This is a genomic window from Clostridium sp. ZBS15 (assembly GCF_023845705.1).
GTDB classification, from domain to species: Bacteria; Bacillota; Clostridia; order Clostridiales; family Clostridiaceae; genus Clostridium; species Clostridium aquiflavi.
This window is the reverse complement of the sequence record NZ_JAMQHY010000036.1, coordinates 19277-45807: the sequence shown is the minus strand read 5'-3', so window position 1 is coordinate 45807 and position 26531 is coordinate 19277. Positions and strand designations below refer to the sequence as shown.

Below are 26531 nucleotides of genomic sequence, written 5' to 3'. Positions count from 1 at the left end.
ATGTTTAGAAATAGAGGTAGTTGAGAATGAATAGTTGATAGTGTTGGAGAAATTTCTTTTGATGGAATTTTAAAAAATATGTTTTATTAAAAAAGCTGGGCTTTTAACTATAACTTTCAATTCTAATCTCTCAATTTTTCACTAAAAATATAGTGTAGTATGTTTTTTATTAAGTTTATAAAATAAATAATATAGGTTATAATTGAAGTAAGAAGTGGTGTTTTAAGAAGACTTATAAAACATTGATATTTTACAGTTAAAGGGGTGAAATGATGAGGTCCACTAATTATGAAGATATGATAATGAAAAGGGCTATGGATATATTTGCAGAAGATGGATTAAAGTTCTTTGGAATAGATAAAAAAGTTAAGGATACAGGATCTACTGAGATTGTGGTACTTGAAATCAAGAATATGTTTATGGATTATACTTTCTTAATGGAAGATGATACGTATATACATTTTGAGTTCCAAACAACTAATAAGGGTGTTACTGATTTAAGAAGATTTAGAACATATGAAGCATTGTTAAATATGCAAACTGGAAAAGATGTTGTAACTTATGTAGTTTACTCAGGAGATATTAAGAATCCTTTAAGTGGATACGAAAGTGGAATTAATTCATATAGAGTGAATGCTATTTCAATGGCTAATAAAGATGGAGATAAAATCTTTAATGATATAATAAATAAAATGAAATCAGGAGAAGAACTTAGCAAGCAAGACATTATAGCATTAACTTTTACACCGATAATGGGTGGAAAACTTAGTAAGGGTGACAAGATAGTAAATGCAATAAGAGTTGTTAAGGATATTGATAAGGATTATAGATATGATGTTGTCTGATAAAGGAAACTCGACTCATATTCATTCGCTGAGTAAGTTCCAAGAACCAAATGTAAAATTTGGACTTTCACTCATGTTTTTGCAAATAAGTTTTTAAGTGGTAAAGATTTAGAGAAAGTAAGGGAGGAGATTAAGATGACTGAATTAGGTAAAAGTTTAATTGAAGAAGGTAAGTCAGAGGGAAAACAAGAAAATTCAATAGAAATTGCAAAAAGAGCTATTAAAAAGGGGATGAGCAATGAAGTAATAAGTGAATTAACAGATTTATCTATTGAGAAAATAGATATAATAAGAAAAGCAATTAGTAATAATTAATTATTATAAGATTAATTAAAATTGGAGATTAAAGTGACTGAAATAGGAAGAAGTTTAATTGAAGAAGGAATTCAAAAAGGTATAGAAAAGGGAAGAGAAAAAGGAAAGTCAGAGGGTAAAGTAGAAAAGGCAATAGAAACTACGAAAAGAGCTATTAAAAAAGGCATGAGTAATAAACTTATAAATGAATTAACTGAGTTACCTATTGCGGAAATAGAAGAAATAAGAATGACTATGGAACTGTAAATAGTTTTGTGTAATTTATATATTTATTATTAAATATTACTGGAAATTTTCCAGTAATATTTTTTTATACTGTAAAACTAGAATTATTATTAGGTATAGAATTATTGAACATTATTTATTATATGTTCATGGTAATATTCTATAGCAATATCAACTATGGTACTTACACAAATGCCTATATCTGGATGTATGCTTTTTAGTTCATTTATTTTTCTTACTGTAGATTTTCTTAAAGTATAACTTCTTTTTATATTAGCAGCTTCTCCATCAATAGGAGGGGTAGATCCATTAGCTATAGGTGTATTTCTATTATCAAACAGTAGTGTATTAGAGCTAAGATTATTATTTTTTAAATTATTTTTATTAGTTTTATTATCAGGATCATTAGAGCTTGATTCGATTTTTTTATTTACCTCTTCTGTAGTTTTTATTAATAAGTTATTATCATTAATATTTTTATTTTCAGGAGCTAAATCATCTTCCATTGAAAATAATTGAATAGAGTTTTTATCAGTTGGTATGTAATCTGTAAAGCTACACTCTTCAACCTCTTCTTCATATGCTATATCATCTTTATCTATTTTAAATTCTTTTTTTCTCGCCATTAAATTTTTTCTCCTTATATTTATTTAAAAAATATATATGTTTGAAATTCTAAAAATCTAAAATTCTTAAGAAGAAAAGAATAAAAGAAGAAATAAATTTTAGAATAAATGAATTTTAGAATTTAAGAACTTAAGAATTTGCTTATAAAATGTGCCTTTAAGGAATTTTTTATTTTATATTTAGTATTTAAATTGGAATTTTAAATATATAAACATATATTTTATTTAACAATTAATTTTTATTGTTAATATTTTTTATGAGGTGTATGTTTATGATTAAAAATAATATTAAAATTTGTTCAGAGGACAGCGATTGTTTTGATAAAAAGCAAATAGCATTAGCCATAAGAAATGCTACTTTAAATGATTGCTTAGAATGTTCTTTACTTGGAAATGGAATTATAAGCGGATGTGAAAATTGTAGCTTAAAATTTATATGTGATGGTGTTGAGGATCTATCAGATGAGTATATTGAGCATACTACTAAAGTAGTAAGTACATTTAATTTTGATTAACCTTGGACACCACTAGGGTAGTACAAGGTGGCCTTGCCTTTATGGCATGGACATAGAACTTTAAGTAATTGAATATTTTATAGAACATAAAAAGAATTTTAAATATGATACTGCAGGTCTGTATTATATTTTGAATTCTTTTTTTATTATAGAAAAATGCTGAAATAATTATTTTAAAATACAAAAAACGTCCTTAGACAATAGGTTGTCTAAGGTGGACACCCCTGGGGAAGTCCAAGTGCAGCCCTTAGAACATGAACTGACTTTGGACATTTATGTCCATAAGTGGACTCCTTTGTGGAAGTCCAAAGTGAACTGGGTATTAGTAAATGTTTAGTTAGCGTAGCGTTATACATATGCACTCCAACGGGTACCTAAATATAGGACTAGATTAATCCTGATTAGTTCTTAGTAGATATGAGGTTGCAGCTTGCCGAAAAACTCGTAGATGCTTAGAAATAACAGGTAATATCCTGTACTATTTTGGGTGTTGGCATAAGTGCCCAAAGTATTAATTTATAGTAGAGAGGTAGTAGAAATAATAGTAATAGACTAATAAAGAATTAATTAATATTAGATTTATAAAAAAGATTAAATAATAGAATATGTAATTTTAAATGTTAGAAAATGATCAGTTAAAAATGTATGAATTTGATTAAGAAAATTAATTTATATGAGTTGTAAGTGTTATAGCAAGAAATTAGATGAAGTTAAATGAATGATGATAGAAGAGGGGCATTTACTTAGACAAGTTTTATTTAAGGCGACTTTGGAGCCTTTATTAAAGATTGTCTAAGTATTCCTTTCTGTCCACTGAATAGGTGGACTGTGGCGGAGCAAAGGTAAATCGCAAGGGAATGGTGCGGTTAGAATGGGGTGGGGTGGATTTTCTTTTGCGGAGTTTTATAATAAGATGATTAATTAAAAATAATTTTTATACTAACTATTATGTGTAGTTTATTGGAATACTGTATTCATAGTATTAGGTATAGAGGTTTATATATTGTTTAGTTATAATATTATTTCATATAAATAGAATATTTAAATAGTTAGATTAATATTTTGTATAGGTAAGCATTACTAAGATTATAAGATATTAGTGCTAAAATATAAATAGAATTTGGTTAAGGATTAGTGAGGAGGATATTTATGATTAGTGATTTAAGACAAATAGAAACTTTATATAACGATATGATAAAATCAGATGAGTACATGTTATTGGAATTTAATGATTCAAAAATGCTTATTAAAATACCAGATGAAGGTGAATTTAAATTTACGTTATTTCATGGTACAAGTCGATATATGTTAGATAAATTTTCGAAAAATGGAATTATAGAATTTAGCAAAGAAAGTAAAATGGATTATCAATATGCTTTAAATATATTAAAGTGTTTAAATGAAATATCAAATAAATTTGAGTATAATATAAATCCAGTAACTCAATTAGCAATAAAAAATATAGATGATAGAGATAGAATAGATTATACGTATAAATATATGTGTTTGACAACTAATATAGGTAATGCACAAAATTATGCAGAAAAGTGTAATAAGGTAGGAGAATTAAATTGTGCTATATTAAATCTATATGAAGATATAAGAAATAACCAAGGATTAGATAAAATACCACAAGAATGTATAGCGTATATTAATGAATTAAAAAAAGCTGAAGATAGTGAAGGAGTAATATTATTTGTAAAGAATTTAGATTACAATTCTATATGTATGAACGAATCAGAAGAAAAAATATCATTTAAAAATCTTTTGAAGGGTGTAATAACTAATAAAGGATACAATATTCATTATCATGGAGATAATACTTTAGAGGTTGAGATCGTTCCTTATAGTAAAACAAAAGAAAAATGTAATGAATATTTAAATGATTTGAAAAAGCAATTGGAAAAATACAGAGTATATCCTTTGAGGAATGTAGAATTTAAAACAGAAGCTTTCAAAAATAAAATTAAAATTTTAAAAAGTGAAGAATATGGATTTTTAATGTAATTAACACTTATTAAATTTAATTAGCTTCAATGTATATAATTAAATTATTATAAGATTTATATTTAGCATTAAGGTATAAGTAGTAATTAACTAGGAATGAATTTACTTGAATACTTTCATTCTTAGTTATTGATTTTGTTCGCATTAAGGAATAATATTAATATATAATAATTATGTAAAAGAAAGGAGTTTTACTGTGGATTATATGTCAGCTAGTGAAGCTGCTATAAAGTGGGGAATATCAAAGAGACGAGTTCAAGTTCTTTGTTCTGAGAATAGAGTTAATGGCGCCAAAAAGGTTGGAATCATGTGGGTTATACCTAAAGAAGCAGAAAAACCTTTAGATAAAAGAGTAGTAAACAATAATTAATATATAAGGAGAATATACTATGGCAATAAAGAAGAGCGAATTATACAGTTCATTATGGGAAAGTTGTAATAAACTTAGAGGTGGAATGGATGCCTCACTGTATAAAGATTATATTTTAACATTACTATTTGTTAAGTATGTAACTGACAAATATAAAGGAGATAGATTTGCAGAAATCATAGTACCAGATGGTGGTAGTTTTGATGATATGGTTGATATTAAAAATGATCCTAATATTGGAGAAAAAATGGATGTAATAATATCAAAATTAGCTGAAGCTAATAATCTTAAAGGTGTAATTGATGTTGCACAATTTAATGATGAGGAAAAAATAGGTAAAGGCAAGGAAATGGTAGATAAGCTTACAGAGCTTATTGGTATATTTCAGAATCCTAAATTAGACTTTAAAAAGAATAGAGCTGGTGGAGATGATATCTTAGGTGATGCTTATGAATACTTAATGCAAAACTTTGCAACAGAGTCTGGAAAGAGTAAGGGGCAATTTTATACTCCTGGTGAAGTTTCAAGAATAATGGCTAAAGTTATAGGAATAGCTAATGCAACTAGTTCATCGCAAACTCTATATGATCCAGCTTGTGGTTCGGGTTCTTTGCTTATTCGTGCAGCAGATGAAACATCAGTAAATATAACAATTTATGGTCAAGAAAAAGATGTGCCAACAGCAGGTCTTGCAAAAATGAACTTAGTTCTTCATAACAAAGCGTCAGGAAAAATAACAAGAGAAAATACACTTGCACATCCATTTTATAAAGATGGTGATCAAGATAGTAATGTACTTAAGCGCTTTGATTATGTTGTAGCAAATCCACCTTTTTCATTAAGTGCATGGGGACAGGGGTTTGATCCAAGTAATGATTTATATGATAGATTTAAAGATTATGGTCAACCACCAGAGAAAAATGGAGATTACGCTTGGTTATTACATTTAATTAAATCAATGAAAAGCACTGGTAAGGGTGCTATAATCTTACCACATGGTGTTTTATTTAGAGGTAATGCAGAAGCAATTATAAGAAAAAATATTATTAAACGTGGATATATAAAGGCGATAATAGGATTACCTGCCAACCTTTTTTATGGAACAGGTATACCAGCGTGCATTATAGTTCTTGATAAAGAGAGTGCTGATTCAAGAAAAGGCATATTTATGATAGATGCAAGTAAGGGATTTGTTAAAGATGGCAATAAAAATAGACTAAGAGAACAAGATATTCACAAAATAGTTGACGTATTTACTAAACAATTAGAAATACCTAAATATTCAAGATTAGTATCTTATGATGAAATAAAGAATGATAATGATTGTAATTTAAATATACCACGTTACATAGATAGTAGCGAGGCTGAAGATCTTCAAAATATTGAAGCACATTTAAAAGGCGGTATTCCAGAATCAGATGTTGATAGATTTGAAAAATATTGGTCAGTTTATCCATCACTTAGAGCTGTATTATTTTCAGAATATGATAGATCAGGGTTTTTAAAACTTAATATAGCTAAAGATGATATAAGAAATACTATATTTGAACATAAAGAATTTATAAATCATGCCAAATCAGTATATTCTGCCTTTGATAAGTGGAGAGAGTTAAATGAAGAAAAATTAACTAACCTTAAAGAAGGAGATAAACCAAAAGAATTAATACATCATATTGGTGAAGATATATTGAAAGTTTTTTCAAAAGTATCTTTAATAGATAACTATGATATATATCAACATCTTCTTACCTATTGGGAAAATACAATGCAAGATGATGTTTATGCAATTTGTTATGATGGATGGATTTCAGGAAGAGAAATTGATATAGAATACACTAATCCTAAAAAAGGTAAGCCAAAAGAAAAAGGATTTGAAGGAAGTCATATACCTAAATCACTTATTGTAAGTGAATACTTTAAAACAGAGCAAACTGCTATAGAAAAACTTGAAGCTGAAAGAGATGAAATAACAAGAACATATGAAGAGCTTATTGAAGAAAATAGTGGTGAAGATGGATTACTATCTAAAGTTGTTAATGATGGAAAAATTAAAAGTGCAGATTTAAAGGAAAGAATTAAAGCTCTTAAAAAAGACAAAACTGCTGAAGATGAACTTGAAATGCTTCAAAGATATTCAAAATTAATAAGTGAAGAATCTTTTTATAATAAGAAAATCAAAGAGTCTAATGAAATACTTGATAAAAAGATTAAAGCTAAGTATCAAGAACTTTCAATTGAAGAAATAAAACACTTTATAGTTGACTTAAAGTGGAATACAGATATTTTTGAAGGTATTAAAGCTATATATTCCTCAGTATCTCATAATCTAGCAAATGGTATAACAGTCCTTGCAGAGAGATATGAAACTACATTGTTAGAATGTAATGATGAAGTAGAAGAATATGAAGCTAAGGTAAAATCTCATTTGGAGAGGATGGGATTCGCATGGTAGAAAATATACCAGAAGGATATAAGAAAACTGATGTTGGAGTTATTCCTAAAGATTGGGAAGTTATGGCTCTTGGAGAACTTTTAAAGTTTAAAAATGGCTTGAATAAAGCAAAGGAGTATTTTGGATATGGAATTCCTATTGTAAATTATAATGATGTATATTTAAATACTGAATTAAAAGTTAAAGACATTCTTGGTAAAGTGTTTTTAACAGCAAAAGAAATTAAATTATTTGAGGTACGAAAAGGAGACGTTTTTTTTACTCGTACATCTGAAACACCAGAGGAAGTTGGCATTAGCACTGTAGTCGTTGAAGATGTTAAGGACACGGTATTTAGTGGTTTTATATTAAGAGGTAGACCACTAAATAATAAATTAGACCTATTTTATAAAAAATATTGTTTTGATACAAAAGCTGTTAGAGATGAAATAGTGTCAAGCTGCACTTATACAACAAGAGCGCTAACAAATGGTACACAGTTGTCAAAAATCAACATTATAATACCACCAATACCAGAACAAATAGCCATAGCCAATGCTCTCTCAGACATTGACAGCCTTATATATTCACTTGAAAAGCTAATTGATAAAAAGAAAAATATTAAACAAGGTGCAATGCAGGAACTACTTACAGGTAAAAAAAGGCTTGATGGATTTTGTGGGGAATGGGAAGAGAAAGAAATAGATAATATTTGTAGTTTTATAAATGGTAAAGCACATGAAAATTCAATTTCAGAAAATGGAAAATATACGGTAGTAAATTCTAAGTTTATTTCTACAAATGGAGATATAAGAAAATTTTCTAATGAATGCTTTTGTTTAACAAAGCAAGATGATATTTTAATGGTTATGAGTGATGTTCCCAACGGAAGAGCAATAGCAAAATGTTTTTTTGTGAATGAAAATGATAAATATACAGTTAATCAACGAATTTGTATTTTAAGATTAGAGAATGTAAATTCAAAATTTATTTATTATTTAATTAATAGGCATCCTTGTCTGTTGGCTTTTGATGACGGAGTAAAGCAGACTAATTTAAAAAAGACAGATATTACAAGCTTAAAAATAAGGATACCTTCAACTATTGAAGAACAGACAGCCATAGCTAAAATATTATCAGACATGGACACTGAAATAGAAAAACTAAACAAAAAATTAAACAAATATAAAGAAATAAAGCAAGGTATGATGCAAGAACTTCTTACGGGGAAAAGGAGATTGATTTAAATGAATGTAGGGGAAAGAGAAATAATAACACAAAATAGGGTGATTAAACTTTTTAAAGATAAGTTAGATTATACTTATTTAGGAAATTGGGAGTGTGATAGAGAAAATAGCAATATTGAAGTGGAATATCTTAAGAAATACCTTGATAAAGCAGGGTATTCTTCTTCTCTTATTAATAAGGCAGTTGATGAAGTTGTTAGTATTGCAGGAAATCAACAACTTCCGTTATATGATCTTAACAAAGCCGTTTATTCAAAACTTCGTTATGGTGTAAAGGTACGTGAAAATCCTGGTGAATCACCTAAAACCGTTATGTTAATTGATTGGGATGAGACTGAAAATAATGATTTTTATATTGCTGAGGAAGTAACGGTAAAGGGAAGTCATGTAAAACGTCCTGATATTATACTATATGTAAATGGTATTGCTGTTGGAGTTATAGAACTTAAGAGAAGTATTGTTTCAGTAAGTGAAGGTATCCGTCAAAATATTGATAATCAAAAGGAAAGTTTTATTAAGCAGTTTTTTGCTACAATGGGACTTATAATGGCTGGAAATGATAGTGAAGGAATTGCTTATGGTGTTATAGAAACTAAAGAAAAATATTATCTTTCTTGGAAAGAGGATGAAAATGCATTAGATGAACGCTCAAAAATTATATGTTCTCTTTGCGATACAGTTGATTATAGATTAGATAAAAATATTATTAGTCTTTGTGAAAAAAATAGATTTATTGAATTACTTCATGACTTTATAGTATTTGATAGGGGAACTAAAAAAGCATGTCGTCCAAATCAATATTTTGGTGTTAAAGCAGCACAACTTCGCATAAATAAACGTGAAGGTGGGATTGTTTGGCATACTCAAGGTTCTGGTAAGAGTCTTACTATGGTATGGCTTACTAAGTGGATTAAGGAAAATAAGAAAGATTCTCGTATTCTCGTTATTACTGATAGAACTGAATTAGATGAACAAATAGAGAAAGTCTATAAAGGTGTAGATGAAAACATATATAGAACTAAAAGTGGTCAAGACTTAATAAATAAATTAAATGAAGCTACACCAGTTATGATTTGCTCACTTATTCATAAGTTTAAAAAGTCTAGCGGAGAAATTTCAGATAAGGATTATGAGAAGTATATAGAAGAGTTAAAACAAAGTTTACCAAAAGGGTTTAGACCAAAGGGAGATTTATATGTCTTTGTTGATGAGTGTCATAGAACACAATCAGGAAAACTTCATACCGCAATGAAAGCTATTTTACCTAATGCAGTATTTATTGGATTTACTGGGACACCTCTTATTCAAAAGGATAAGCAATCTAGTATAGAGATATTTGGAACATATATTCATACTTATAAGTTTGATGAAGCTGTTGAGGATAAAGTAGTTTTGGATTTACGTTATGAGGCAAGAGATGTTGATCAAAATATTGTATCTCAAGAAAAGATAGATGAATGGTTTGAGGTTAAAACAAAAGGATTAACAGATGTTGCTAAAGCACAATTAAAACAAAAATGGGGAACTATGCAAAAAGTTTTTAGTTCAAAATCACGTTTAAATAAAATTGTAAGTGATATATATTTTGATATTTCAACAAAAGATAGATTACAAAATGGTAGAGGTAATGCAATGCTTGTTGCAAAAAATGTTTATGAGGCATGTAGGTATTATGAGTTATTTCAAAATATGGGACTTAAAAAATGTGCTATTATAACTTCTTATTCTCCCAATATAGCAGATATTAAAGGTGAATCTGTTGATATTGACAGTGAAACAGAGAAACAATATAAATATGATATATATCAAAAGATGCTTAGAGGCATGGATCAAGCAAAATTTGAGAAGGATGTAAAAGATAAATTTATAGATGAACCTGCACAAATGAAATTATTAATTGTTGTAGATAAGCTTTTAACAGGATTTGATGCACCATCAGCTACTTATCTTTATATTGATAAGAATATGAAGGATCATGGATTATTCCAAGCTATATGTCGTGTTAATAGACTTGATGAAGAAGATAAAAAATATGGTTATATTGTAGATTATATGGATTTATTTAAAAGGCTTGAAAAAGCTGTTGAGGATTATACTTCAGAAGCCTTTGATGCTTATGATAAGGAAGATGTAAAAGGACTACTTAAGGATAGACTTAATGAGGCTAAAGATGATTTGGAAGAGATACTTGAAAGCTTAAGAGCTCTTTGTGAACCTATAGCACCCCAAAAAGGAACTCTTGAATGTCAAAGATATTTTTGTGGACTTAATACAGATGATATAGATGAATTAAAAGAAAATGAACCAAAGAGAGTAGCATTATACAAGCTTACAGCTTCATTAATACGTGCATATGCAGAAATTGCACCAGAAATTATAAAAGCAGGATACAATGAATTACAAGCTGAATCTATTAAAAAAGAAGTTGAGGAATATAAAAAACTTCGTGATGAAATAAAAATTGCTAGTGGTGATTATATTGATCTTAAGAAGTATGAACCAGATATGAGACATTTAATAGATACTTATATAAATGCTGAGGAAAGTAGAAAATTATCTTCGTTAGATGATATGTCTTTAATAGAGGTAATTGTTGAACGTGGAGTTGATTTTGTTGATGAATTACCTGATGGGATAAAAGGAAATAAGGAATCATCAGCAGAAACAATTGAGAACAATGTAAGAAGAAAGATAATTGAAAAAACAGAAACCAATCCTAAATACTTTGAAAAAATGTCCATGCTATTAAATGAATTAATAGATGAAAGAAGAAGAGCAGCAATTAGTTATGAAGAGTATCTTAAAAAAGTGGTTGAGCTTACTAGAAAGGTTCAAAAACAAGAAAAAGATACGAATTATCCTGAGGATATAAGAAAATCAAAGGCATTAATGGCTTTATATGATAATTTAGATAAAGATGAAGAAATGGTAAAAAAATTGCATGAAAAAATTTTATTAGAAAGGCAAGATGGTTGGAGATGTGATCCAATTAAATCAAGGAAGATAGAAGGATTAATTTATTCTTGTATTGGGGATGATAAAGATAAAATAGAGGAAATCTTTAAAATAGCTGAGAAGCAAGGAGAATATTAATTGAAAAACTTAACGATTAACAATATAGAAATTGAGATACAAAAGAAGAATATAAAAAATTTACATTTATCAGTACTGCCTCCACAAGGACGAGTAAGAGTTTCAGCTCCTAATAGTATGAATGATGAAGCTATTAAAGTATTTATTATTACAAAGATTGGTTGGATAAAAAAGCAGCAAGAAAAATATATAAGTCAGCCTAGACAGTGTGAGCGTAGATATGTTTCTGGGGAAAGTGTTTATCTTTGGGGAAAGAGATACCGTCTTGATGTAGTATATTCTAATGTTTGTAATGATATAAAAATTAGTGGTGATAAATTGATATTTCAAGTACGTCAAGCAAGTACAACAGAGCAACGTGCAAAGGTACTTAATGCATGGTATCGTGAAAATATAAAAAAAGAAATACCTAAACTTTTAGAAAAATGGCAGAAGATTATAGGTGTTAAGGTAGATAATTGGGGCATTAAGAACATGAAAACACGTTGGGGTACTTGTAATGTTAAGGGTAAGCGCATATGGCTTAATCTTCAACTTGCTAAAAAGTACCCAGAATGCCTTGAATATGTTGTTGTTCATGAATTAGTTCATTTATTAGAAAAAAATCATAATAAAGTTTTTATAAGTTATATGGATAAATTTTTACCTAATTGGAGAGTAACTAAAAAAGAATTAAATGCTTTGATATTAGATTATATTGAGAATTAAGTTTAAACAAGATATATTAACTGTTAATGAGTTTAAGAGAATTATTAAATAAGATAAATATATAATAGAAGCCCCCTAAGGTAAGAAATTTTACCTTGGGGGGTTAATTAATACCTTGAATTGGATTGTTAATTGTATAAATAATCTCACGAATTTTTTTTAAAGCAACAATCTTTCTTTTAGCTGCAGTAGAGTAGCACATATCTTTTAAATTAGAGTAAAGTTTAACTGTATTATTTTTAAAGAAAATAAAATCTATAAGTTCTTGTTCCTCTTCTGTTAAATTTTCAATAGCTACTTTTAGCATTTTTAAATCACATTGATTACAAAGCATCTCTTCTAAGTTTTCATTATTTGATAATGTATGTTCAAGATTATCTGTTAGTGTAAGAGCTGATGATCCTTCTGAGTTATCTCTATTTTTAGATTTTTTTATTAGGTCATTAAGATTATTTTTTATCCCATTGGTTGCATAAGCTACAAATCTATGTTTTTCTAAATTATAAGAATTTAAGCATTTGAATAAATTCTTATAACACTCATTTTCTATATCATTTTTATCATATCCATGTATGAAGGTTTTTCTTGAAAGATTTCTGATGAAAGGTCTAAATTCTTCAATTAGTTTTTCTTTAGATAAGTTATCTCCATCTTTAGATTTTTTAGCTAACATTTCAACATATTTTAAGTCCATATATACCTCCTGAATATATTTCAAAATACTATATATAGAATTTACTTAATAAAATAAACACTATATATAGTATATATGGTTATAAAGCATATATACCATATGGAGGTGTATAAAAATGGAAAATATAAATACTTTAGCAATTGATATTGGACATAATGTTAATTTTGATGGTGGAGCTGTTGGAATTAGAAGTGAAAATGAACTTAATAAGTTAGTTGGAGAAGCATTAATTAATAAGTTTAAATCTACTAATATTAATGTAATAAACTGTACTCCTTATAATGCAGTGAGTTTACATGATTCATTAAACCAAAGAACAGTTGCAGCTAATAAAGGAAAGGCAGATTTCTTTATATCAATACATCATAATAGTGGTGGTGGAAGAGGCTCGGAAGCTCTTTGTCTTACTGGTGGAATAGCTGAGAAGGTTGGAAATGCTGTATTAAATGAGCTTTCTAATATTGGGTTTTATAATAGAGGGGTTAAGGATAGAAGAGATTTATTTGTAATTAATCAAACTGTTATGCCAGCATTACTTATTGAATGTGCTTTTTGTGATAGTGCAAATGATATGAATGGATATAATCCAGAAAGTATTGCTAATGCTATATTTAAAGGAATATGTAATGTATTTGATATTTATAATAATGAAGAAGAGGGATTTAATGAAAATGAAGTTTATTATAATGTAGTAAATGGTGATACGTTATGCAAAATTGCTAGTAAATTTAACACTACAGTAGATAGATTAGTGGACCTTAATGGTATTAAAGATAAGAATATGATTTTTGTTGGACAGGATATTAGAATAAGGTAGATTTTAAACACTTACTTTTTTGTAGGTGTTTTTTTATAGGATTATTTTACCAAAACAATTATTTTATGTATAATAATAATTGTTTATAAATGAAATATTAAGTCATAAACTATAATTGTTAATTTACGTTGACTATTAAAAAATCAAAAGGGGTAAAGAATAATGAAAAAAGTAGCTTTAAAGAAATTATTAGCAGCAGTAATTATTGCAACATCAATAATTACTGTATTTCCAATGAAGGCATATGCAGATTGGAATAAAAATAGTAATGGAACTTGGAATTATACTGAGGGAAATTATAAAGTTAGAGGTTGGAAAAGTGTTGAAGGGACATGGTACTTTTTTGACAATAATGGAGATATGAAAACAGGTTGGATTAAAGACAATGATAAATGGTACTTTGCTAGTGAAAGTGGAGCAATGAAGAATGGTTGGATAAAAGATGGACAAACATGGTATTTTACAAGTCCTAGTGGAGCTATGCAAACAGGATGGGTTAAAGATGGTGATAGATGGTACTTCACAAATTCAGACGGAGCAATGAAAACTGGCTGGATAAGTAATAATAATAAATGGTATTATTCTGATTCAAGTGGATCTATGCAAACAGGAATTGTTGAAATAGATGGAAAAACATATGCATTAAGTAAAGATGGTGAAATGTTAACTGGTAAAGTTAAACTGGGGGATAAAACTTATGTATTCGCAGAAAGTGGGCAAGCAATAGGGAATGATATTCCACATACTAATAAAGCATTTGCAGGTCTTGGTATTGAATGTAGTCCAAGTAATCCATTAATTATAAATGAAAATAATAATAGTGAGTTAATACCTAAATTAATTAATGATGAAACAAATATTGTAAATAATAATGTAGATAAATCAGATGCTGAGATTAGTTCGTCATCAAGTAATTCTTCTAAACATTCACATAATAATAGTAGTTCAGGGGGAGCTAGTGGAGGTGAATCAAATAAACCAGATAATAAACCAACAGAAGGTGACTCAAATAATCAAGAAGAAAATCTTGTTAAACCAGAAAATCCTAATCCAATTATAACAAGTAGTAAAGATCTAGAAAAATTACAATCCAATGCTCAATATGAAACAATAATACTTAATATAAAAGATGTATTTGAAGAAGTAGAATTAAAGAATATTAAAACTAAGAAGTTAATTATAAAGAATGCAAATGATTTTAAAATGAAAGAATGTGTTATTGGTGAAATAGAAGTAAAGTCAAATGAAAGTGAACCTAAAATGAAAATAGATGAGTTAAGTAAGGTTGAAAATATTAATTTTAAAAGTGGTGGATCAATTGAAGGAAGTAGAGTAAAAAGTATTTATGTAAATACTACTGAAGATATAGATATTGATTGTGGAGCAGATAATATTGAAATATTAAAAAAGGATTCAGATGTAAGTGTAAGAGGTTCAAAAGAAGATGAGATAGATAAAATACTAGTAAAAGAAGAAGCAGACCTAAGAATATCTAATATTAATTTAAAATCATTAGTTGTATTAAAAGGTTCAGACGTTAGCTTATTTACTAGTAAAATAAATTTAATAGAAATTCTTGATAATTCATATATTGATTTAAGTACTTGTCAATTAGATGAAATAAAAGCATCAAGTTCAGCAGAAATAAAATTAAGAAAACCAGTTTTTATAGAAAAAATAGTATCAACAATTGATAATGAAAATGAAAAAATTAAGATTAAAGGTTATGGAACTGTAAAAAATGTTGAAGAAAAGATTGATGGTACCATATTATTAGGTACAAATATTATAAAAGGAGATTCTTCAGAAAACGTTGGAAATGATAAAAATCTCACTATAATAGATAAGGAAGATATGGAAGCATTACAACCTGATGTGGAATATGAAACAATAACTCTTAATACAACAAATAGAAGAGTAAATTTAGAAAATATTAAGGCTAAAAAACTAATTATAAATAATATATATGAAATTGAAATGGAAGAATGTATTATTGGAGAAATAGAAGTAAAATCAAATACATGTAAACCAGAAATTTATATGGACAAGTTAAGTAAGGTTGAAAATATTAATTTTAAAAGTGGAGCATATTTTAAAGGTAGTAAAACGAATAGTATAAATAATATTTATATAAATACATCAGAAAATATAAATATTAGTGGTATAGGAAAAAATATTGAAATATTAAAAGCTAATTCAAAAGTTCACATGAATAACTTTGAAGCAGACAATATATCAGTTAAAGAACAAGCAGAGTTATATGCAAGCAACTGCAATATAAAATCATTAAATATATTAAAAGAGTCAAACGTTGAATTATCTGATAGTAAATTAAACATAATGAATATATTAATTGATAATGAAAATGATAAAGTTATAATTAAAGGTTACGGAACTATTAATTCTATATATGAAAAAGTTAATGGTAGTGTTATGTTAGGTGAAGATATTATAAGGGGAGATTATTCAGAAGAAATTGTAACTGATAAAAATCCAATTATAACAAATAATAAAGATTTAAAAAAATTACAATTAAATGCAGAATATGAAACAATAACACTTAATATAAAAGATATATTTGAAAAAATAGAATTAAAGAATATTAAAACTAAAAAATTAATCATAAAAAATGCAAATAATCTTAGGTTAGAAGAATGCATCATTAATGAATTAGAAGTAAATGCAAATGAAAGCAAACCGGAAATTGAAATTAATAAATTGAGTAAAATCGAGAATGTAAATTTAAAAAGTGGAGTAGAGTTTTATGGTGGTATAGTAAAAAACATTTATGTAAATACTACTGAAAGTGTAGATATTAATTGTGAAGTAGATAATATTGAAATATTAAAAAAGGATTCAAACGTAAGGATAAGTGATTCGTTAGAAAATGAGATAGATAAAATATTAGTAAAAGATGAAACAAAATTAACATTATCTCATGTTAATTTAAAATCGTTAGTTATATTAAAAGATTCAAAAATTAGATTACTTAATAGCAAAATAAATTTAATAGAAATTCTTGATAATTCAGATTTTGATGTAAGTAGTTGTAAAATAGATGAAATAAAAGCATCAAGTTCAGCAGAAATAGAATTAAACAAACCAGTTACAATAGATAAGATAACTTCAACAATTGATAATGAAAATGAAAAGATTAAAATTGAAGGTTATGGAACTATTAATTCTATATATGAAAAAATTAATGGCAGTGTGGTATTTGGTGAAAATGTAGATGAAAAAGACAGAAGTGCTAAACTAGTTTCATCTGGTGAGTCTATAGAAAATACAGAATTAACAACTACTAATAAAGATTTGATAGAAGAAGAATCTACAATTAATAATGAAAATTTAATTTTAGAAGATAATGATACAAAAAATGCATTAGATTCAGAGGATAAAGTATCAGAAATTAAAGATAATGAAGTAGTTAAACCTGATTCAGATATAAATAAAAAAAATACAAATAATATTAATGCAACAAGTAAAGATGAAAGTAAAACAAGTACTACAAGTGTAATTTTAGAAGATAATAGTATTAAATAAATATATAAAATTTCAACTATGACTTTATTTAAATATTTTAAGTACAAGCTATTTAATTTATTAAAGTATTAGAATTTTAGCCCAAAGTAGAAACTTTAAATTTCTACTTTGGGCTTTTTTATATTATCTCATTTTTCTTCAATTTCATATAAAATTCATAAGAAGGTTTATATTTTTTATGTACAAAACTTGATAAAGTACTAGCATATGTATTTAATTTTAAAGCACATTCTTCATATGAAAAGTTATTTTTATTTTTCCATTTTAAGAAAGCTTTTTCATAGTCACTAAAATACCATTTATAGTAATAATCAAAATATTCTAATTTAACATTAAAGTTATCACATATTTTCTTTATAGAGTTTGGATGGGGTATAATCCTATCAGATTCCCAAAGCCATAAAGTTTTTTTCATACACTTTATAATGTTACAGAATTCAGAGCACTCTAAATCGTTCATTTTTCTAACTTTTCTAATTTTTTCCCCAATTGTATTTTCAGGTAATGATTTATTTAACTCATTTACCATATTTGGTTTCATATCTACAAATACATCTTTAATTATTGCATTTGAGTGTCGCATGCATGTCCAGTTGCTAAATCAATGGTAATTCCTTCTTTATCAAAGAAGCCCTCACTAATTGCAACATACATAGGTCCATAGAAAACAGAACGAGTAACTTCATTTAAACGAACAGTAACTTTTGCATCCTCACTAGTAGTTTTAGAAGAACTCTTAGAATTACAAGCAATTAAAGAAGTAGCCAAAGTAAGAATTACAGTTAAAGAAAGTAAAAGCTTTAAACCTTTTTTCATTAAATTGCATCTCCTATAAAGTAATGATTAGGCTAAAAAAGACTTAACTATTTAAACTAAGTCATTTTTTATTGAGCCTAAAGTCTTTCTGTTGTATATTATGAAATTTTATATAAAAGAGTGTTAAATTGATGAATTATATGTAAGAAAATTAATCGTTAGCGTAGAGTGCCTTGTGTTTAATAATAGAAATTATTTTTTATAAATAATGTTTTTATAAGTGGACTTATATTTTAGGGAGCAAAACAGCACTTTAGATAGTGAGTTTATAGAAGTTAAAAACTATCTTATATAAGTTTTTTTGGAAATATTATATATGAAAATCCTCATGTACAAGCCTTGAATTTATACATAGGAATTCTTTATGAGGAAACGTAAAATTGTTTTAATAATGGTAAAATTAACATATATGATATAATAAGATCTAAAATATAAAATAAAAGTTATGTTATAAATAATGTCTATAATGGGAAGTTAAGAAGTAAACTAGAAAATTAGTTTGTTTGAAGAAGTATATAAGAGATATTTATTCTAGGATAACATTATGATAGTACTTAAAGTAATAACTATATTATGAATAAACCTAAAGATATAATGAATCACACCGTAAATGATAAAATATTTATTTGATTAGATGTTTAAGGAGATAAAATTAATGTATAACAATAATAGTAATTGGAAGTATACTTCTTATGAGTATAAAACGATAATATTGGAAATGAACACTATTGATAGAATTGCAATAAATAAAAATTATATCGCAATTTATTTTTCTAGTGGATTTGATGTAAGAAAAGAAAATAAAAATAATTCGTATAATGTAAGTATGCATACAGGTGAGGCAGTATTATATTTGTATTATGCAAAAGTGAATTTTGATTCAAATAATGTATTTAAAAATATATGTATAAAGACTGTTACACCAGATATTAAACTTAATGAGCATAATACATATAAAGTGTATGATATTGTATATAATCTTGATATTAATATCATTACAATCTTAGGGATCTATGGAGAAGAATTAATAGATAGTCAATTAAGTTTTAAATGCTCTGGAATAGAGTTTTGTTGGAATGAATTTAAATGTAAATCTTGGTTTGAAAATAAAAATAATATGCTAATTAATGAAAGAGTACTTCTGAATGGTAATATACATGAAAAGGTACAAATAATGCTTAGTATGGCGGGATTATATGAAGGAAGAAACGTTGATATATCAAAGATAGAAAAATTTTATAAAAAAAATGGCACTGAATTATTTCTGGCAGCAAGAGAATTCTATGAAAAATACTATGGATTAGCTACTAAATGGTATTTAGATGTTGAAGATGGAATAAAGTATCCATATTATTCAGCAGATTTTGAGTTTAAAATATATCCACATTTTTTTAGAAAAGATGAATTAAAAGTAAAAAAAGTTGCTAATGAAAATATATTATTAGTGGGCACTGTTGGATACTATTATCCTTTAGAAATTTATATAGGCAGAAGTGGTAAACTTTATACTGGAAATGGATATAAGACATTAATATATTCATCATTAGAAGAAATGATTGAGGATAATTTATCACGAAAAAAGTTAGAATCAGTTATGATAATGCTGTAATATAATTTAATTTCAAATATAGTTCTTTAAAGGTCGCACTTGATAAAATACGTTAAATTTATAGCACTAAATTTAACGTATTTTAACCAGTGCTATCATGTATTAATATACTACCCCAACGGTCACCTCTAAATTATCTTTTCTTTTATCATTTTCTCTGTCTACTTGACAGGGTGCAGTTCAGAATTGAAAGTGTGATATTTTTTCTTATGTAATTCTAAAAAAATAGGAATAAAATCATTGTTCTTAAAGCCATAAATCTTTTTTGTCTTTGATAAGTTTACGCAACTTACAACATTCTAAGTTGTTCATTGAAAACTAAATAATGTGGCATTTAAGGAATATGTTATAATTAAAGTAATGTAGTTTATAATAAGAGGATAGAAAAATAAAAACCAATAATTTGATTTAAGACATTTTTAAGTAAAATTACATCATGTTTTATTTGGTATGAGAATCTAGTTTATAGAACATATCAATAAATATAAGGAGTATCTATTATGAAAAATAAATATAATAATGTTTTAAGTATTATAAGTAGAATTTTTTTTATGATATTAGGTTCAATTTTAGTATCGATAGGTCTTGAGATATTTTTAATACCTAACAATATAATTGATGGTGGTATGACAGGAATATCCATTATGGCAAGTCATTTAACAAAAGCTGAACTAGGAATATTTATATTTGTATTTAATTTGCCATTTGTTATTGTAGGTTATAAGCAAATTGGAAAGACATTTGCTCTTTCAACTATATTTTCAGTAATATGTTTATCAACTGGAGTAACACTACTTCATCCTGTTCCTGGCATAACACAGGATATACTTTTGGCAACCATATTTGGCGGAATTATAATGGGAGTAGGAGTAGGGCTAATAATAAGAAATGGTGGATCATTAGATGGGACTGAAATTGTTGCGATAATAATAGAAAAAAGAAGTATATTTTCTATTGGTGAAATAGTTATGTTCTTTAATTTTTTTATATTGGGAAGCTCTGGTTTTATATTTGGATGGGATAGAGCAATGTATTCTTTAATAGCTTATTTTATTGCTTTTAAAACAATAGATATTACTGTTGAAGGACTTAATGAGTCAAAGGCAGTAATTATTGTATCTGAAAAAAATAAGGAAATTTCTGATGCGATAATAGCAAGACTTGGAAGGGGAATTACATTTTTAGATGGAAAAGGTGCTTATAGTGGTAATAAGACAGATGTTATATATGTAGTTTTATCAAGGCTTGAGGTAGCAAAATTAAAAAAAATTGTACATGGATTTGATGAAGAAGCATTAATTACAATTTCAAGTGTTGAAGGAACTGGAAAAAGCTATAAAAAGAAAGCTATACACTAGCCTTAGAATTTTATATTCTAAAAGGGACAATAAAAATANNTATTTTTATTGTCCCTTTTATACAACATTATTAGAATTACTACTTATCTTTTACTCTTGTAAGCATCAACGCAATAGCGCCATCCCCAGTTACATTACAAGCTGTTCCAAAACTATCTTGAAGCGCAAATATAGTTAATATAAGAGCTGTTCCAGCTTCAGTAAATCCAAGTACACCTGTAATAAGGCCTAATGAAGCCATAACAGTTCCGCCAGGAACACCAGGCGCTCCAATTGCAAATATTCCAAGTAACACTATAAATAAAATCATAGTTGAAAGATTAGGTAATTTTCCATATAAAAGTTGTGAAACTGTCATTATAAAGAATACTTCTGTTAAAACTGATCCACATAAATGTATGTTTGCACATAAAGGTATAGCAAAATCTGCGATATCTTTTCTTAAAACTTTAGATTTTTTAGCACATTTTAATGCAACAGGTAATGTTGCAGCACTTGACATCGTACCAACTGCAGTAAGATAAGCTGGACCATAATTTTTAACAACTTCCCAAGGGTTCTCTTTTGACACTATTCCAGCAATTGAATATAGAACAGTAAGCCAAATAAAGTGTCCGATAATTACTATAATTATAACTTTAAAGAAAATAGGTAATTGCTTGCTTATACCACCTTCATAAGCTAAACATGCAAAATTTGTGGCAATGAATAAAGGAAGTATAGGAATTATAATTCTTTCAACAATACTTAATATTATATTTTGAAATTGTTCCAATAATTTCTCAACTAAATCAGATTTAGTCCATGCTGTTGCAAGTCCTAAGAATAATGCTAGGACTAATGCACTCATAACACTCATGATTGGTGGTATATCAAGTTTGAAAAGCAAGTCTGGCAATTCTTTTGTTACAGTATTATTAGAAACTATTGATAATTTAGGTATTATATTATATCCTGCAAACATAGAAAAAAGTGCTGCAAATACAGATGATGAATATGCTATTAGTACTGCATAACTTAGTAATTTACTAGCATTTCCTTTAAGTTTTGCAATGGATGGTGCAATAAAACCTATTATAATTAATGGTATTGAAAAGAATATTATTTGCCCAAGCACGTACTTAATAGTAGATATAATTTGAATAAAATTATTACTAGAATAAGTTCCTATTAAAATACCTATTATTACAGCTATAATTAATTTGAAAATAAAGTTGTTAAAAAGTTTTTTCATTGTAAAATCCCCCTTTTAATAATTATGTATATAAAAAAATCGCCAAAGCGACTTTGGAGCTGTCGATTTTTTTTAGCCATACACCCTTTCAAAACGTAGTGTAGGAATAATGGTGCAGCATAGTATTATTTTTTATCTTTAGGATTAATTTCTTAACCTTTAATTACATTAATATTTCAGTTATCTGAAAGTTTTTTTAAAATATAATTTTCTAAAGAATAAAAAAACTCCTACCTCTTAATTACAGAGGCAGAAGTTATATACTCCGCGGTCCCACTCTGTTTATATGTATATTAAAATACATACAACTCGTTTTAAATAGATACAAACATATCTTAACACTATAACGGGTGTTTAACCGATTTTCTCTACTTAGCTCTAGCTTTTGGAGAAAATAGCTCATAGATGCACTCATTGATAAGTTACTTTAAAGTCTCTTCCAGCAAATAAGACTCTCTCTGTATAAAGTATAAATATCTACTTTTCTAATCATTGCTTTTAATTCGTATCATTATACTATGATATATAGTATAAACAATTTTATTTTATTCGTCAATACTATTATCCATATTTGTAATTAATAAGTATGTGTACTTTAAATTAATAGAATATTATTCAAAAATGAAAATGATTTATAAATTGTAATAGTTTAGACATATTTAATTAAAATGTACATAAAATTAACAGAATAAACTAAAAATAACCATAAAGTAAAGGATTGTTAACTTTACTTTATGGTCAAATTAAAATATTTATTTGTTAGTATCACTAGGTGTCCAAGTTTTTAAATATGATTTTCTTACTTTATCTTTTTCAGCAGGACTTAGCTTAAAATAATCCTTATCTAGTGCACTTTCCCAATGTCCATATACTGGATTTGGTAAAATTATAAAGTGAGCTCCGAAGTTGTTTTTATTTACATCAACTAATTGATTTCTATCTTTTACATCCTTACCATATGAATTAATAGGGAAATCTCCAGCATCATCTCCCATGTAGATTATTACATTATAATCTTTAACTATTTCATCCATTCTAGGTTGTTTGTTACTACTATCAGTTTTTAAACGCATATGCTTTTGATCTACACAGGGATATCCTAATTTTTGAAGATTTTTCATTGTTCCATCAAGTTCAGTTTTTTCCTTTCTACCTGTTACATAGAATATTTCGACACCTTTATTATTTGCATAATTTAAAAATTCTTTTGCACCAGGCATAGCCTTAGCGTCAGCATGATTTACCCATTGTCCCCAAGTTTCATCACTAAAAGCTCTATTTTCTCCTATTAATCCAGCTTCATATTCATTGTTATCAATAACAGCTTCATCGCAATCTGTAATTATAGCTAGAGGTTTATCTCCTTGTTTAAATTTTGAAGATTCTTGATCTACAATGATTTGACCAGTATTATAAGCCTGATAACATAATGCTCTATATTCAGCTGATGATTGCATCCAAGCTACCCCCATAACTAATTGTTCATTTAAATCTTTTAAATTATCACAGTACTCTGTAGTAATTTGTTGATTAGCATTTTTATCTTGTTCGGTGGTTGTAGCAGCTAAAGCTGGTACAGATGAAGACATAAGTACAAAACTTAGCACCATAGACATTAAGAATTTCTTTTTGTTTTTTAACATATAAAAGCCTCCTTATTTCCAATAAATTCCATATATAATATATCTATTCTATTTTTTTTGTTTTTTTTCCTCTATTTAACATTTAATTATTTTATATAAAGACTATTTTGGGGTAGAGTGTTTATATATACATAAGTAAAGTTGACTGAGTATTTGAACTTAGGAATACTAAAATGAGTATAGTTAAGTTGTAATACCGTTTTGCTCATTGCATATATGAACACCTATTTAAAACATAACATCCAAATTAAATAGTCGCTTAATGAATACTATGCTTTTAATAGGCAATGTGAAAAAATTTCCCATTAATGTTATAATTATATATAAAGTGTGTAGAATTAAACTATTAAGTATTATTAAACTTACTATTTTGATTTATACATATACAAAAAAATTACACATTAGGGGTAAGAAAAGACAAGGGGAGATATTATAATGAAAAGAAATATGCATGCAAAGACTATGGCAATAGTTCTTGCAGCTATAACTGGAATGCAAGCAGGAGGAATTGTACCAAATTTTTCAGGTATTAATGTTAAAGCTTATGCTAGTGAGATTAATAATGAAGAGAAGGAAGCTAATCAATCTATAGAAACAACTAAAAATAAAGATGCTTATAAGGCTATGGGAATAGATGTAGATACGACAACATCAGGTGCTGTGACAATTACTTTACCTAATAAGTTTACTAAGACTTTAGATGAATTAAAGGGAAGCAGTGATTTGACTGCTAATACCGCTTATATTGGATTGAAATTTACTACTCCAGCAGGTATTCAAGTTAAACCTTCAAAAATAAGAGATTTATCTTTGAATAAAGAATATGTATTATCATCTGATTCAAATGAGATAAAGGATGGAAGATATATTAAATATATACCAATAGCAACTAAGAGTGGTGATGTTTGGACACCTAAAGAGAAGAATATTAACACATATAAATATGATTGGCTTGATGAAAAAGGGCAAACTGTTGCTAAGACTTCATTAAATGTAGTAGTTCAAAGACAAATAGAAATACCGAAAGTGGTGAAAGAAGCAAAAGTATCAATTTCAGGTACTGAAAAGGTAGGTAAGACTTTAGAAGCTAATGTAACAGCTTATGAGAATGGTAAAATTGTTCCAGTAACTAGTGTAGAGTATCAATGGTATAGATCTAAACACAGAGATAAAGATTTTAATAGTATATCTGGTGAGCATAGTAAGGATTACAAATTGGCTAATAGAGATGAAGATAAGTATATAAAAGTAATAGCAAGGGTTAATATAAAGGGTGAAATAATAGAAGTTGATGATAGAACAAGTAGTATTGATGAAAAAAAATCTTCAAGATCTCATCACAGTTCATCAAGTAAAGGATCTGGAAGCACTGCTGATACTGATAGAATAAGTGATAAAATTGAGGATTCACGAGCTGATAGTGTATCTTATGATGTTTCGGATTATCCTAAGGTAGAAAAAGATGTTTTTAAATGTTTAAAAGATAATGATGACAAGACTTTAGTTCTTGAAGGCGACGATTATACTTGGACTTTTGATGGAGAGGATATTAAGAATGTTTCAGATATGGATAGTAAATTAGATACAACTATTGAAACAACATCTCCTAATGAATCAGAAATCAAAAAAATTTTAAATGGCGCAAATGTAGTTAATTTATATTTTAATTATGATGGTAAGTTACCTGGTAAAGCAAAAATTGAAGCTAAAATAGGTTCAAAATATGATGGAAAAAATATGTATGTCTATTATTATAATAAGGATACCAAATCATTAGAATTAGTATCATCAAATGTTAAAGTAAAAGATGATAGAGTAACATTTACGATAACTCATTGTTCAGATTATGTTTTAAGTGAAACACAACTTTTAACTACAACATCTTTTAATGAAGGATGGAGCATGATTAACAATGGAAATTGGCAATATGTTTTAGGTGGAAACAAAGTTATTGGATGGAACTTCATTAATGGCAGATGGTACTTTATGGACTATACTGGAATGATGCAAAGAGGATGGATTAATCCAAATGGTTCATGGTATTACTTAAACTATAATGGTGATATGGCAACAGGATGGCAAAATATAAAGGGTTCATGGTATTACTTAAGAGATGACGGAAAAATGTTAACTGGATGGGTAGATGATAGAGGTACATGGTATTATCTAGATTATTCAGGCGCAATGGTTAGTAATACAACTGTTAATGGATATAGACTAGGTTCTAATGGAGCTTGGATAAGATAAATTAAATAATAAGAACAAACTAACAAGAAAATTAATACTATATTTTATAAATACAAATAAAAAGCCCAAAGGATAAAATGAATTTTAAATAAATTTTATCTTTTGAGCTTTTTAAATTTTAGGCTATGTTTTAGCAAAGTGTTGATATATGCATAAGTAAATTGGACTGAGTAATTGAACTTAGGAAT

The 26531-nt window shown here is 27.2% G+C and carries 19 protein-coding genes and 2 pseudogenes; 15 read left to right on the top strand and 6 right to left on the bottom strand.

Annotated features, from left to right (window positions below; genetic code table 11):
• Window positions 1–272: 272 nt before the first annotated feature.
• The 3 genes and pseudogenes from NG904_RS17645 to NG904_RS11380 all read left to right on the top strand — a co-directional run.
• A pseudogene (locus NG904_RS17645) lies at window positions 273–843 on the top strand (hypothetical protein); the annotation flags it as partial.
• A gap of 77 nt (window positions 844–920) precedes the next feature.
• A pseudogene (locus NG904_RS17640) lies at window positions 921–1160 on the top strand (hypothetical protein); the annotation flags it as partial.
• Window positions 1161–1193: 33 nt separating this feature from the next.
• Window positions 1194–1406 (top strand): RpnC/YadD family protein, encoded by a 213-nt coding sequence (locus NG904_RS11380; RefSeq protein ID WP_252231704.1) that lies wholly within the window; start codon window positions 1194–1196, stop codon window positions 1404–1406.
• 101 nt (window positions 1407–1507) lie between these two features.
• Here the strand turns inward: NG904_RS11380 and NG904_RS11375 are convergent, their stop codons facing one another.
• Window positions 1508–2011, bottom strand: coding sequence for a hypothetical protein (locus NG904_RS11375; protein WP_252231703.1), 504 nt, complete (start codon window positions 2009–2011; stop codon window positions 1508–1510).
• Between the two features lie 272 nt (window positions 2012–2283).
• Between NG904_RS11375 and NG904_RS11370 the strand changes: the two genes are divergently transcribed.
• From NG904_RS11370 to NG904_RS11340, 7 genes are all read left to right on the top strand, one after another.
• On the top strand, window positions 2284–2526 hold the full coding sequence (locus NG904_RS11370; protein ID WP_252231702.1) for a hypothetical protein: 243 nt from the start codon (window positions 2284–2286) through the stop codon (window positions 2524–2526).
• Between the two features lie 1149 nt (window positions 2527–3675).
• Window positions 3676–4533, top strand: a complete 858-nt coding sequence (locus tag NG904_RS11365) for a hypothetical protein (protein WP_252231701.1) — start codon at window positions 3676–3678, stop codon at window positions 4531–4533.
• A 205-nt stretch (window positions 4534–4738) separates the two neighbouring features.
• Entirely contained in the window at window positions 4739–4903 is a 165-nt protein-coding gene (locus NG904_RS11360) for a DNA-binding protein (RefSeq protein WP_286674344.1), read from the top strand.
• Between the two features lie 19 nt (window positions 4904–4922).
• Window positions 4923–7355 carry a type I restriction-modification system subunit M gene (locus NG904_RS11355; RefSeq protein ID WP_252231699.1) on the top strand — a complete coding sequence of 811 codons (2433 nt, stop codon included), beginning with the start codon at window positions 4923–4925 and terminating at the stop codon, window positions 7353–7355.
• Entirely contained in the window at window positions 7349–8581 is a 1233-nt protein-coding gene (locus tag NG904_RS11350) for a restriction endonuclease subunit S (protein WP_252231698.1), read from the top strand. The genes NG904_RS11355 and NG904_RS11350 overlap by 7 nt, the downstream gene beginning before the upstream one ends.
• Window positions 8582–11674: a type I restriction endonuclease subunit R gene (locus tag NG904_RS11345; RefSeq protein WP_252231697.1), complete on the top strand. Its 3093-nt coding sequence runs from the start codon at window positions 8582–8584 to the stop codon at window positions 11672–11674.
• Window positions 11675–12382 carry a M48 family metallopeptidase gene (locus tag NG904_RS11340; protein ID WP_252231696.1) on the top strand — a complete coding sequence of 236 codons (708 nt, stop codon included), beginning with the start codon at window positions 11675–11677 and terminating at the stop codon, window positions 12380–12382. It begins immediately after the preceding gene.
• A gap of 103 nt (window positions 12383–12485) precedes the next feature.
• Here the strand turns inward: NG904_RS11340 and NG904_RS11335 are convergent, their stop codons facing one another.
• Complete coding sequence (locus NG904_RS11335; RefSeq protein WP_252231695.1) at window positions 12486–13076, bottom strand: sigma-70 family RNA polymerase sigma factor; 591 nt, start codon at window positions 13074–13076, stop codon at window positions 12486–12488.
• Between the two features lie 115 nt (window positions 13077–13191).
• On the opposite strand from NG904_RS11335, the gene NG904_RS11330 reads away from it, so the two are divergent.
• On the top strand, window positions 13192–13893 hold the full coding sequence (locus NG904_RS11330) for an N-acetylmuramoyl-L-alanine amidase (RefSeq protein ID WP_252231694.1): 702 nt from the start codon (window positions 13192–13194) through the stop codon (window positions 13891–13893).
• Window positions 13894–14055: 162 nt separating this feature from the next.
• Entirely contained in the window at window positions 14056–17436 is a 3381-nt protein-coding gene (locus tag NG904_RS11325) for an N-acetylmuramoyl-L-alanine amidase family protein (protein ID WP_252231693.1), read from the top strand.
• A 118-nt stretch (window positions 17437–17554) separates the two neighbouring features.
• Here the strand turns inward: NG904_RS11325 and NG904_RS11320 are convergent, their stop codons facing one another.
• Together NG904_RS11320 and NG904_RS11315 are read right to left on the bottom strand one after the other, a co-directional pair.
• Window positions 17555–18019 carry a helix-turn-helix domain-containing protein gene (locus NG904_RS11320; RefSeq protein WP_252231692.1) on the bottom strand — a complete coding sequence of 155 codons (465 nt, stop codon included), beginning with the start codon at window positions 18017–18019 and terminating at the stop codon, window positions 17555–17557.
• Window positions 17998–18252, bottom strand: coding sequence for a substrate-binding domain-containing protein (locus NG904_RS11315; protein WP_252231691.1), 255 nt, complete (start codon window positions 18250–18252; stop codon window positions 17998–18000). Before NG904_RS11315 ends, NG904_RS11320 begins: the two co-directional genes overlap by 22 nt.
• A gap of 655 nt (window positions 18253–18907) precedes the next feature.
• Between NG904_RS11315 and NG904_RS11310 the strand changes: the two genes are divergently transcribed.
• Together NG904_RS11310 and NG904_RS11305 are read left to right on the top strand one after the other, a co-directional pair.
• On the top strand, window positions 18908–19861 hold the full coding sequence (locus NG904_RS11310; RefSeq protein ID WP_252226739.1) for an SUKH-3 domain-containing protein: 954 nt from the start codon (window positions 18908–18910) through the stop codon (window positions 19859–19861).
• A 500-nt stretch (window positions 19862–20361) separates the two neighbouring features.
• Window positions 20362–21219, top strand: coding sequence for a YitT family protein (locus NG904_RS11305; protein ID WP_252213080.1), 858 nt, complete (start codon window positions 20362–20364; stop codon window positions 21217–21219).
• A gap of 79 nt (window positions 21220–21298) precedes the next feature.
• On the opposite strand, the gene NG904_RS11300 is transcribed toward NG904_RS11305, so the two are convergent.
• Window positions 21299–22453 carry a dicarboxylate/amino acid:cation symporter gene (locus NG904_RS11300; protein ID WP_252231690.1) on the bottom strand — a complete coding sequence of 385 codons (1155 nt, stop codon included), beginning with the start codon at window positions 22451–22453 and terminating at the stop codon, window positions 21299–21301.
• Between the two features lie 752 nt (window positions 22454–23205).
• Window positions 23206–24096 carry a 5'-nucleotidase, lipoprotein e(P4) family gene (locus tag NG904_RS11295; protein WP_252213082.1) on the bottom strand — a complete coding sequence of 297 codons (891 nt, stop codon included), beginning with the start codon at window positions 24094–24096 and terminating at the stop codon, window positions 23206–23208.
• A 435-nt stretch (window positions 24097–24531) separates the two neighbouring features.
• On the opposite strand from NG904_RS11295, the gene NG904_RS11290 reads away from it, so the two are divergent.
• Complete coding sequence (locus tag NG904_RS11290; RefSeq protein ID WP_252231689.1) at window positions 24532–26343, top strand: N-acetylmuramoyl-L-alanine amidase family protein; 1812 nt, start codon at window positions 24532–24534, stop codon at window positions 26341–26343.
• Window positions 26344–26531: the final 188 nt, after the last annotated feature.

Excerpts from the sequence above, each read along its gene's own strand:
- NG904_RS11375 (WP_252231703.1), bottom strand. The coding sequence starts at position 2,011 with ATGGCGAGAAAAAAAGAATTTAAAATAGATAAAGATGATATAGCATAT.
- NG904_RS11370 (WP_252231702.1), top strand. The coding sequence starts at position 2,284 with ATGATTAAAAATAATATTAAAATTTGTTCAGAGGACAGCGATTGTTTT.
- NG904_RS11365 (WP_252231701.1), top strand. The coding sequence starts at position 3,676 with ATGATTAGTGATTTAAGACAAATAGAAACTTTATATAACGATATGATA.
- NG904_RS11360 (WP_286674344.1), top strand. The coding sequence starts at position 4,739 with ATGTCAGCTAGTGAAGCTGCTATAAAGTGGGGAATATCAAAGAGACGA.
- NG904_RS11355 (WP_252231699.1), top strand. The coding sequence starts at position 4,923 with ATGGCAATAAAGAAGAGCGAATTATACAGTTCATTATGGGAAAGTTGT.
- NG904_RS11350 (WP_252231698.1), top strand. The coding sequence starts at position 7,349 with ATGGTAGAAAATATACCAGAAGGATATAAGAAAACTGATGTTGGAGTT.
- NG904_RS11345 (WP_252231697.1), top strand. The coding sequence starts at position 8,582 with ATGAATGTAGGGGAAAGAGAAATAATAACACAAAATAGGGTGATTAAA.
- NG904_RS11335 (WP_252231695.1), bottom strand. The coding sequence starts at position 13,076 with ATGGACTTAAAATATGTTGAAATGTTAGCTAAAAAATCTAAAGATGGA.
- NG904_RS11330 (WP_252231694.1), top strand. The coding sequence starts at position 13,192 with ATGGAAAATATAAATACTTTAGCAATTGATATTGGACATAATGTTAAT.
- NG904_RS11325 (WP_252231693.1), top strand. The coding sequence starts at position 14,056 with ATGAAAAAAGTAGCTTTAAAGAAATTATTAGCAGCAGTAATTATTGCA.
- NG904_RS11320 (WP_252231692.1), bottom strand. The coding sequence starts at position 18,019 with ATGCGACACTCAAATGCAATAATTAAAGATGTATTTGTAGATATGAAA.
- NG904_RS11315 (WP_252231691.1), bottom strand. The coding sequence starts at position 18,252 with ATGAAAAAAGGTTTAAAGCTTTTACTTTCTTTAACTGTAATTCTTACT.
- NG904_RS11310 (WP_252226739.1), top strand. The coding sequence starts at position 18,908 with ATGTATAACAATAATAGTAATTGGAAGTATACTTCTTATGAGTATAAA.
- NG904_RS11305 (WP_252213080.1), top strand. The coding sequence starts at position 20,362 with ATGAAAAATAAATATAATAATGTTTTAAGTATTATAAGTAGAATTTTT.
- NG904_RS11300 (WP_252231690.1), bottom strand. The coding sequence starts at position 22,453 with ATGAAAAAACTTTTTAACAACTTTATTTTCAAATTAATTATAGCTGTA.
- NG904_RS11295 (WP_252213082.1), bottom strand. The coding sequence starts at position 24,096 with ATGTTAAAAAACAAAAAGAAATTCTTAATGTCTATGGTGCTAAGTTTT.
- NG904_RS11290 (WP_252231689.1), top strand. The coding sequence starts at position 24,532 with ATGAAAAGAAATATGCATGCAAAGACTATGGCAATAGTTCTTGCAGCT.